The organism is Bradyrhizobium sp. SHOUNA76, assembly GCF_023006445.1.
GTDB lineage: Bacteria > Pseudomonadota > Alphaproteobacteria > Rhizobiales > Xanthobacteraceae > Bradyrhizobium.
In genome coordinates this window covers 1-8,744 of the sequence record NZ_JALBHA010000260.1, presented here as the reverse complement: position 1 = coordinate 8,744, position 8,744 = coordinate 1, and the positions used below count along the sequence as shown (strand labels likewise).

Below are 8,744 nucleotides of genomic sequence, written 5' to 3'. Positions count from 1 at the left end.
GGGGTTCGCCCGCCCTGCTCCCACCTCTCGTGCACGACGCTGCCGCGTCCACCGCTCCCCGATCCGCGGCTCGTGACGACGTACGACCGCCCCTTTCGCCGGATCAGGATGCGCAACACATACGCCGAAACCGAATTTCGGTAAAGCGGAATATTTTTGCGATAGGGAATTGACAGAGGCCGACACAGGCACGACGGCGTAGCCCGGGTGAGCGAAGCGATACCCGGGATTTGGATGCGGCAGGCACAAAAATCCCGGATGTCGCTTCGCTCATCCGGGCTACGGCTACGAGAACTTCGAGCTATCCCGCGCGGCGGGCGCGGGCCCTCGTCTCCCAACGGTTCAGCATCTGGCCGAGCTCACCGTTGACCACGGGTATGACGGGGATGGCGCTCGCGATCTCGTTGGTGTTGGCGGGCGCGTTGGCGGGAAGCCAATCCGGCTCGTTATACTCGCGCCAACGGCGTGCTTCCGCACGTCGTTTGTTGGAGATGAACTCACGCGTGAAATAACCGGCCGCAAACGCGATCCCCAGCAATACGATCAATACGATGACGCCAGCCACAATCAACTCCGTCCACCGCCCCCGGACGGTTTCTGCGGGGCAATGCGCGCGAAATCAAGGCACCGAGCGCGCTGCACCCCGCGCTTTGCGCCAAGAAAATTATTGCTCAAACCCGCGGAACATTTTCGAGCTTTGGTGGTGGCGCATCGCGGACCCGAATGCGCGTCCAATTCCAGTGCATTCGAATATGACCGGATTGCGACCCGGCACCGCGTGAAGGATGCGATTCCACCCCTCGCAACCGGCTGCGGACCGCATTAACCTCCGCCCTTGCTCGGCCGGATCAACCGGCCAGCGAACATGATCGGGAGGACGCGATGACACGCCAAGAGGCTCGTGACAAAGAGCAGCGTGACCAGGATGCTGCGCTTTCACGACGAACGCTCGTGCAGGGACTTGCAATCGGTGCGGCCACAATCGCCGGGGCCGGCTCCGCATTGGCCCAGACCGGACCCGCCGCACCGCCGACCACCATCACCACACCGCCGCGCGATTTCAGCCCCCGCGGCGCGCCGACCACTTATTTCTGGGACCCCGACATCATCGCGGTCGATCCCTCCTTCAACGATCTCGCGCAGCCCAACACCGCGATCACGCGCCTGTACACCGGCGTGCTGTGGGCCGAGGGCCCGGCATGGAGCGCGCAGGGACGATATCTGTTGTGGAGCGACATTCCCAACAACCGGCAGATGCGCTGGAGCGAGGACGACGGCCGCGTCAGCGTGTTCCGCACGCCCTCCAACAATTCCAACGGCAACTCCTTCGACTTCCAGGGTCGCCAGCTCTCCTGCGAGCACCTGACGCGGCGGGTGACACGTTATGAGCATGACGGCACCGCCACCGTGCTGGCGGACTCCTATCAAGGCAAGCGGCTGAACTCGCCGAACGACGTCGTCGCGCATCCCGACGGCAGCTACTGGTTCACCGATCCGCCCTATGGCGGCCAGCTCTACGAAGGCGAGCCTGACGTCGCGGGCGGCCCGAGCAATGCGGGCGGCAAGCTCAATCCGCGGATCGGACAGCCGGCTGGTTTCACCCCCGGCAAGCGCGAGCTGCCGACCAATTGCTATCGCATCGACCCCTCCGGCCGCATCGACCTCGTCGTCACCGAGGACCAGGTGCCCGATCCCAACGGCCTGTGCTTCTCGCCGGACTACAAGAAGCTCTACGTTGCCTCCACCGGCAAGGGGCCGGGCGACACCGGCCCCGGCGGCAAGGGCGAGATCTTCGTGTTCGACGTCGGAGCCGACAACAAGCTCTCCAACCCTAAGAAGTTCAGCGATTGCGTGGTCGACGGCGTGAAGTGCGGGCCCGATGGCCTGCGCTGCGACGTCAACGGCAATGTCTGGGCCGCCAGCAATGCCGGGCGTGCCGTCGGCTATAACGGTGTGACGGTGTGGTCGCCGGAGGGCAAACTGCTCGGCCGCATCCGCCTGCCGGAAGTGTGTGGCAACGTCACCTTCGGCGGCCCCAAGCGCAACCGCCTGTTCATGGCGGCGAGCCAGTCGCTCTACGCGGTGTACACCGCGACGCAAGGCGCAGGGCCCGGTTGAGACGAGAGTTACCGCTATCGTAGGGTGGGCAAAGCGAAGCGTGCCCACGATCCCTTTGATACGGGACGAGATGGTGGGCACGGCGCTCTGCGCCTTTGCCCACCCTACGGCACTGAGCCAAGCACGATCAAGCAGGGCGCCGCGAAGCCGCCGGCGCCCGCCGCTTTCTACAGCACTCCCCCATGGCGTCATGGGACCCATCCTGCGATCCTGCGGTTGATCCCTCACGGGGAGCCGGAGGAGGCGAGATGGACGATCGACCAAGACAATCCGACGGCCTGATGCAGGATGACGGCTTCGTGCGGGTGCGCGGCGCGCGCGAGCACAATCTCAGGAACGTCGACGTTCGCATTCCTCGCAACGCGCTCGTCGTGTTCACGGGCGTGTCGGGCTCAGGGAAATCCTCGCTCGCCTTCGGGACGATCTACGCCGAGGCGCAGCGGCGCTATCTGGAGTCGGTCTCGCCCTACGCGCGGCGGCTCTTCCACCAGATGCAAGTCCCTGAAGTCGACGACATCGAGGGCCTGCCGCCCGCGGTCGCGCTCCAGCAGCAGCGTGGCGCGCCGACGACGCGGTCATCCGTCGGCAGCGTGACCACCATCTCGAACCTGCTCAGGATGCTCTATTCCCGCGCCGGCGATTATCCGCGGGGACAACCGATGCTCTATGCGGAAGCATTCTCGCCGAACACGCCCGAGGGGGCCTGCCCGACCTGCCACGGCATCGGCAGGATGCTCGACGTGACCGAGAAGTCGATGGTGCCCGACGACACCAAGACGATTCGCGAGCGCGCCGTCGCGGCTTGGCCGAGCGCCTGGCAGGGGCAGAACCTCCGCGACATCCTGACCACGCTCGGCTACGACGTGGACAAGCCGTGGCGGGAGCTGCCCAAAAAGGAGCGCGACTGGATCCTGTTCACCGACGAGCAGCCGACCGTTCCGGTCTATGCCGGTTACGACGCCATCGAGGTCAAACGCGCCCTGCGCCGCAAAGAAGAGCCGAGCTATCAAGGCACGTTCACCGGCGCCAAACGCTACGTGATGCAGACCTACGCCAAGTCCGAGAGCGCGATGATGAAGCGCCGCGTCGCGCAATTCATGATCACGCGGGATTGCCCGACCTGCCACGGCACCCGGCTGAAGCCCGAGGCGCTCAAGGTCAAGTTCGCCGGCCTCGACATCGCCGAGATGTCGCATTTGCCGCTCAAGCAATTGCATGAGTTGGTCAAGCCATTCGCAACAGCCTCGACGGACAGGTCGGAGAAGACCATCGTTGCCAGGCGCATCTGCGAGGATCTGTCGGCGCGGCTGACCGTCCTGCTCGACCTCGGCCTTGGCTATCTCGCCTGCGAACGCAGCACGCCAACGCTGTCGCCGGGCGAGTTGCAACGGTTGCGTCTTGCGACGCAAGTCCGCTCGAACCTGTTTGGCGTCGTCTACGTGCTCGACGAGCCGTCCGCAGGCCTGCATCCCGCCGACACCGAGGCGCTGCTGCGCTCACTGGACCGGTTGAAGCACGCCGGCAATTCGATCTTCGTGGTCGAGCACGAGATCGAGGTGATCAGTCACGCCGACTGGCTGGTCGATGTCGGGCCCGACGCCGGCGAAGGCGGCGGACTGATTCTCTATAGCGGGCCCCCGGAAGGGCTTGGTCAAATCGAGCAATCGCGAACCGCCCGCTATCTCGCCTATCCACGACAGAAGCTGCCGACATTCCGCCGCGAGCCGAAGGGTCATCTGAAGCTCAGGGGCGTGGCCCGCAATAATCTGCGCGGCCTCGACGTCGACATTCCGCTCGGTGTCATCGCTGGCATCACCGGCGTGTCGGGCTCCGGCAAATCTAGCCTGATCAGCCAATTCCTCGTCGATACCGTGGCCGCGCATCTCGGCCATTCGCTTGCCACTGACGCAGACGACGACGGCCTGACCCCAACGGTCGAGACGATCGGCGGCAAGATCGTTGCCGGCCTTGACCAGGTGAACCGCCTCGTCGTGGTGGACCAGAAGCCGATCGGCCGTACGCCGCGCTCCAACCTTGCGACCTATACCGGCCTGTTCGACCATGTGCGGCGGATGTTCGCGGCGACGCCGCAGGCAAAGTCCCGCCGCTACGATGCCGGACGCTTCTCGTTCAATGTCGCCAAAGGACGATGCGCGACCTGCGAGGGCGAAGGCTTCGTCTGCGTCGAGCTGCTGTTCCTGCCCAGCGTCTACGCGCCCTGCCCGACCTGCAAGGGCGCCCGCTACAACGACAAGACGCTCGAGGTGAAGATCCGCGGCAAATCCATTGCAGACGTGCTGGCGATGCGCGTCGACGAGGCCTTCGACTTCTTCGAAGGCGATGCTGCACTGAACCGGTCGCTGTCGGTCGTCCGCGAGGTCGGCCTCGGCTATATCCGCCTCGGCCAATCCGCCACCGAATTGTCCGGTGGCGAGGCCCAGCGCATCAAGCTGGCGACCGAGCTCATGCGCCCGCAACGGGGCCATACGCTCTACATCCTGGACGAACCAACGACCGGGCTGCATCCACGTGATGTCGAGCGGCTCATCGCCCAGCTCGAACGGATCGTGGACGCCGGCAACAGCGTGGTCGTGGTCGAGCACGACATGGACGTCGTCAGTCACAGTGACTGGGTCATCGATCTCGGCCCCGGCGCCGGGGACGAGGGCGGCCGTATCGTCGCATCGGGACCGCCGGAGCAGGTCGCCAAAGCGGGCGGGAAGACGGCGCCTTATCTGGCGCGCCGCCTCAAGCAGTAGCGTCCAGCCTCATCGTCATGCCCGGGCCTTCGCCTCGCCGAAGCGGCTTCGGCCGCGCAGGCGGGACAAGCCCGGCCATGACGTCGTGGAGACTGGCGGCCCCCCTACCCGCACACGTCATATGCGGTTGCCGGGGCCCCGACTTTCGCCATGTTGACTTTCCACGATCCCCTTCCCCATACTTCGTAAAAAACAACAACCAATCATAAGACGGTTTTGAGGGAGGATAGGATGCCGACTTCACGCAGGCAGCTGCTGAAGGGTACGGCGGCTGCCGCCGCCACACTCAGCCTCGATTGGACACGGGCCCAGGCGCAGGCCGAGAATTTGCGCATCGGCCTGATCTACGACCTCACCGGCCCGTTCGCGGCCGGCGGCTCGGTCGCCTCCTCGGTCGGCGCACAGATCGCCATCGACCTCGTCAACGAGAAGGGCGGCATCGGCGGCAAGACCAAGATCGTCCCCGTTGCGGCGGACTCGCAGAGCAAGGCCGATGTGGCCATCAACGAGGCCGAGCGGCTGATCAGCCAGGAAAAGATCGACATCATCAACGGCGTCTATTCCAGCGCGCACGCGGTGCCGATGGCGGCGAAGGTCGAGCAGCAGAAGAAGATCCTCTGGATCACGACCGCGGTCTCGACCGCCGTGTTCAAGGACAAGAACCTGCAATACGTGTTTCGCGCGCAGATCCATTCCGACCAGTACGGCCAGGCCTTTGCCGGCTTCATCGCCGAGCACGCGCAAGGCAAGCTCGGCATGGATCCCAAGGACGTCAAGGTCGCGCTGATCCACGAGGACGGCCCCTACGGCGTCGGCGTCGCAGCAGCCGACGAGGCCTACGCCAGGCAGGCCGGCATTCAGGTGGTGCTGCGTGAAGGCTATTCGGCTTCCGCGCCGGACCTCTCGGTGCTCGTCACCAAGATCAAGCGCGCCAAGGCCGACGTGATCTCACATGCCGGCTACAACCCCGACATCACCCTGTTCCTGCGCCAGGCGCGCGAGAGCGGCCTGCGCTTCAAGATGCTGTTCGGCGCCGGCGCCGGCTACAGCCAGCTCGACAAGCTGCGCGCCACTTTCGGCGCCGACATCGACAATTTCTGCAACATCGATCCGGTGCCGGCGCAATTGCTCGATCCCGCCAAGCTTGCGCCGGGCATGGGCGAGCTGATCAAGACCATGGTCTCGCGCTACCAGGCCAAGACCGGCGCCACCGACGTGCCGCCGCACTGCTCGATGGGCTTCAACCAGACCTGGGTGCTGCTCAACAACGTGCTGCCGGTGGCCAAGGAGAAGTACGGCAGCTTCGAGCCCGAGGCCATTCGCAAGGCGGCGCTCGACGTCGACATTCCCGCCGGTGGCACCATCCAGGGCTATGGCGTGAAATTCTTCCCGCCGGGCACGCCGCTATCCGGCCAGAACGAACGCTCGACGCCGGTGGTGATGCAGAACGCCGGCCAGCACATCTCGGTGGTGTGGCCGACGAATATCCGCACGCAGGACCCGGTGTTTCCGTTGCCGAAGGGTTCGACCTACGGGACGTAACATGTTCACGCTGCACGGGCGGTGCATCCTCTCCCCTTGTGGGAGAGGGTGGCTCGCCGCGTAGCGGCGAGACGGGTGAGGGGTCTCTCTCCGCGCGTGAGCCTCTCGCGTTTGACTTCGCGGAGAGAACCCCTCATCCGGCGCCATAGCCGAAGCTTAGCTTCGGCGTTCCTAAGAACGGCGGCCGAAGGCCGCCTACGCCACCTTCTCCCACAAGGGGAAAAGGATTGCAGCGTGCTTGCGGCAGCTGCGCCTCCTCACAACACCACCCGTCGCCCCTCCTCCGCGGCCCAGTACCCCGCGTAGTTCACCTTGATCGTCTCGTAGGCCAGCGCGAGGTCGGAGAGCGGCTGTCGCCCGGTGGCCACGCATTCCATGAAGTCCTGGATCTCCTGCAAGTAGCCGCGCGTCCATTCTTCCTCGAGGCAGACATATTGCCAGCCGGTTTTGCGGTCGACCTTTTCCGTGATGTAGACGGAGGCGAGCTTCTCCTCGCTGGTCTGGTAGCTCATCAGATGCGTGTTCGGCGTGATGTTGGCGAACAGCGAGCCCCCGCTGGTGTAGGTTTCGATCAGGTTGCGCACGCCGCCCATGATCATGTCCCCTGAGAACACGGTCGCCTTGGTGCCGTCGGAGAAGGTGGCGGTGAGCGTGCCCCAGTCTTCGACGTCGACGGGATTGGCCTTGATGTAGGTGCGCTCTTCGGGCTTGAGGCCTGCGGTGACGTTGCCGACATCGCAGGTGACGCTGGCGACGCGGATGGTCTCGCCGCGCGCCTTCGCCTCGACCTGCTTGAGATAGAGCACGGCCGAGAGCGGGTGACAGCCCATGCGGATCAGCGAGCCGCCGCCGGTCATCGCCCATTGCGCGGCGTGGGCCGCATGCGAGCCGGAATGGCTCTCCTCGCCCTTCATGAACAGGACCTTGTCCCTGGTCGCTCTCAGGATCTCCGCGGTCTTGGTCACCGCCGGCGCGTAGATCCAGTCCTCGGCATACATGAAGAGCTTGCCGGTGCGCTCGATCGCCGCGCGGGTGGCGTCCATCTCCTCGAGCACGCGCTCATACATCAGCGCCTTCGGCACATGCTTGCCGATCGGCTGCTTGTCGCCGTCACGGCCGAAATAACCTGCGAATGGCTTTTCGCAGATCACATGCTTGCCGGCCCGCATCGCCGCGACGATCATCTCGGCATGAAGATTGGGCGGCGTGCAGATATCGACGACGTCGAGCTCGCGGTCCGCGATCAGCTCGGCAAAGCTGCGATAGACGCGCGGGATGCTGTGGCGATCAGCGAATGCGACGACGTGATCGCCGCGCGCAGCGACCGCCGCGACCTCGACGTCCACGCCATAGACGCGCCGGAACGCATACATGTGCAGCTCCGACACGAAGCCACAGCCGACAAGTCCGACCCTGATCCTGGCCATGGTGCCCCTCCCTCGCTTTCGGGGGCACTATAGCGCGCGGGCCGGCCTATTCCACGGAGACTCGCACCACGCCGGCGCTCATCATGCCGAGTGCGCGGGCGGCCGGCACCGAGAGATCGACGATGCGGCCGCGAATGAAGGGGCCGCGATCGTTGACGCGGCACTGGATCGAACGGCTGCCATAGGACACCCTGAGCACGCTGCCGAACGGGCGCGTCCGGTGCGCGCAGGTCAGCTCGCCGCCTTTGCCGGCTTTCGCATAGCCGTAATAGGAGGCGAGCCCGCTTTCGGCATGGGCAACAGAAAATGCAAAAAGCGAAAAACTGGCCAGAGAGAAGAATAGGGTGGTCTGCGCTCGCACGGAACCCTCCCGGTTGGCCCTGCCCGGCTGCAAACGTGGATTTGTTCCCTAAGGTTCCAAATGCTGCCGGGCGGCACCCGGCAGCGCCATCACACATTGTTACGGTTTGTGAAAGACCAGCGTGCGCACCTCGATACTTTCGCGCGGCGCGGCGTCCTGCGGCGCGGTCGGATCGACGAACGCGGTGTGCGGCCCGAAGCGGGTGCGGCCGTCGGTCGCGGAATCATAGCATTTGAGCAGCAGGGCCTCGTCCGGCGTCATCTCCGGGAAATAGAACCAGCGGTGGTTCGGATTGTATTTCACCGAATAGGTCTCGCCGCGGCGGTTGGGATAGATCAGATCGGAGGCGATCAGATCGTCCGGCGCGACCGTCGTGCCGTCGGCCATCGCCAGCGGCGAATCGCGCAACGGACCGCGGATCGGCCGCCAAAGATTGATCACCTGCACGCGGCCCTTGAGCAGCTCTTCGGCTTCGTCAGGCAGATGCTCGCGCACGCGGTTGGCGCCGGAAACCGCCGTCTGGTCGACATGGACGCG

General features: G+C 65.0%; 7 protein-coding genes. 3 read left to right on the top strand and 4 right to left on the bottom strand.

Features of this window, described 5'->3' with window-relative positions:
- Positions 1–301: 301 nt before the first annotated feature.
- Positions 302–565 (bottom strand): hypothetical protein, encoded by a 264-nt coding sequence (locus tag MOV74_RS23385; RefSeq protein ID WP_246927595.1) that lies wholly within the window; start codon positions 563–565, stop codon positions 302–304.
- Positions 566–882: 317 nt separating this feature from the next.
- Between MOV74_RS23385 and MOV74_RS23380 the strand changes: the two genes are divergently transcribed.
- The 3 genes from MOV74_RS23380 (at position 883) to MOV74_RS23370 (ending at position 6,419) form a co-directional block, all read left to right on the top strand.
- Positions 883–2,118: an SMP-30/gluconolactonase/LRE family protein gene (locus MOV74_RS23380; protein WP_246927592.1), complete on the top strand. Its 1,236-nt coding sequence runs from the start codon at positions 883–885 to the stop codon at positions 2,116–2,118.
- Between the two features lie 248 nt (positions 2,119–2,366).
- Complete coding sequence (gene uvrA / locus MOV74_RS23375) at positions 2,367–4,877, top strand: excinuclease ABC subunit UvrA (protein ID WP_246927589.1); 2,511 nt, start codon at positions 2,367–2,369, stop codon at positions 4,875–4,877.
- A gap of 231 nt (positions 4,878–5,108) precedes the next feature.
- Positions 5,109–6,419: an ABC transporter substrate-binding protein gene (locus tag MOV74_RS23370; RefSeq protein WP_246927587.1), complete on the top strand. Its 1,311-nt coding sequence runs from the start codon at positions 5,109–5,111 to the stop codon at positions 6,417–6,419.
- Between the two features lie 257 nt (positions 6,420–6,676).
- Here MOV74_RS23370 and MOV74_RS23365 read toward each other — a convergent pair whose 3' ends face one another.
- From MOV74_RS23365 to MOV74_RS23355, 3 genes are all read right to left on the bottom strand, one after another.
- Positions 6,677–7,846 (bottom strand): Gfo/Idh/MocA family protein, encoded by a 1,170-nt coding sequence (locus tag MOV74_RS23365; RefSeq protein WP_246927583.1) that lies wholly within the window; start codon positions 7,844–7,846, stop codon positions 6,677–6,679.
- A gap of 46 nt (positions 7,847–7,892) precedes the next feature.
- Entirely contained in the window at positions 7,893–8,207 is a 315-nt protein-coding gene (locus tag MOV74_RS23360) for a septal ring lytic transglycosylase RlpA family protein (protein WP_246927582.1), read from the bottom strand.
- Positions 8,208–8,306: 99 nt separating this feature from the next.
- Positions 8,307–8,744, bottom strand: a 438-nt coding sequence (locus tag MOV74_RS23355; RefSeq protein WP_309486830.1) for a CmcJ/NvfI family oxidoreductase, incomplete at its 5' end; no start/stop codon positions are given.

What these genes read in the sequence shown, in the direction of transcription:
- MOV74_RS23365 (WP_246927583.1), bottom strand. Translation starts at nt 7,846, where the DNA reads ATGGCCAGGATCAGGGTCGGACTTGTCGGCTGTGGCTTCGTGTCGGAG.
- uvrA (WP_246927589.1), top strand. Translation starts at nt 2,367, where the DNA reads ATGGACGATCGACCAAGACAATCCGACGGCCTGATGCAGGATGACGGC.
- MOV74_RS23380 (WP_246927592.1), top strand. Translation starts at nt 883, where the DNA reads ATGACACGCCAAGAGGCTCGTGACAAAGAGCAGCGTGACCAGGATGCT.
- MOV74_RS23370 (WP_246927587.1), top strand. Translation starts at nt 5,109, where the DNA reads ATGCCGACTTCACGCAGGCAGCTGCTGAAGGGTACGGCGGCTGCCGCC.